Source organism: Phyllobacterium sp. P5_D12 (genome assembly GCF_054049495.1).
The window spans coordinates 1-907 of record NZ_JBFUMG010001026.1 but is presented as its reverse complement, the minus strand read 5'-3'; the positions used below and the strand labels follow the sequence as shown (position 1 = coordinate 907).

Below are 907 nucleotides of genomic sequence, written 5' to 3'. Positions count from 1 at the left end.
GCCCAGAACCGGCGCATCGACATCTTTCTGAAGACAGCTTCCAGATGATCGCACGGCAAACCATCCGCTGGTTGTTGTTCGGCCTGATCAGTATGCCGCTGACAACGGCGCATGCTGCCATGCCCTCACCTGAGCCATATATGCTGGTGCGATCCATGCGCATGCTGCAGGATCAGGTGGCGTCCGGAAAGCCGGAAGCATTGCCGATGCTTAATCGTGTGCTCGGCCATATTGCTGAACAGCTACAAGTTGCCAAGCCGGAAGTCTGGTCGAAACCGGCAAATGTATACGCCATTTTCATTTATCTCCTTAATGGCGGCAATCCGGAGGTTGTTCGCACTATATTGACCTCGGTAAATCTCGGTCAGGTCGATCCCAAACTCGTGGCGGGGACTCTGGCTTATGCCGATGGCGATACGCTGCGCATTATCGAGAACTTCCAGGAACTGCCGCCTAATGTTCCCATCGAGCTTGTCGCATCGATCTATCTGGTCACGGCGACGCAGCTTGCTGGCATCGACGCGGGAACTGCACTCAAGCGGCTGGATTATATACGCCTCAACGCACCAGGAACGCTGCTGGAGGAGGCGGCGCTACGGCGTGGGCTTATGATCGCGGCACGTCTTGGAGACAAGGACAAGGTCAGGTTGTTGGCGCGGAATTATCTGCAGCGCTTCGCCCTCTCTCCCTATTCGGAGGACTTCTTTCGACAGCTTGTCGACGCGTTGATGGTGATCAAGGACAAGATCAGCAATGAGGAGATCGAAGAAATGGCCTCCTTGGCGTGGCCCGGCGCCCGCTTGCCTTTCTACCTGCGCATTGCCCGAGGTGCGATCGTGGATGGCGATATGCAGCGGGCACGATTTGCGTCGGAACAGGCTGATGCCCTTTCAGCTGTGCTTAAGAC

The 907-nt window shown here is 56.3% G+C and carries 1 pseudogene; it reads left to right on the top strand.

Annotated features, from left to right (window positions below):
• Positions 1 to 44: 44 nt before the first annotated feature.
• Positions 45 to 907: pseudogene (locus ACXJ5O_RS28435) on the top strand (chemotaxis protein); the annotation flags it as partial.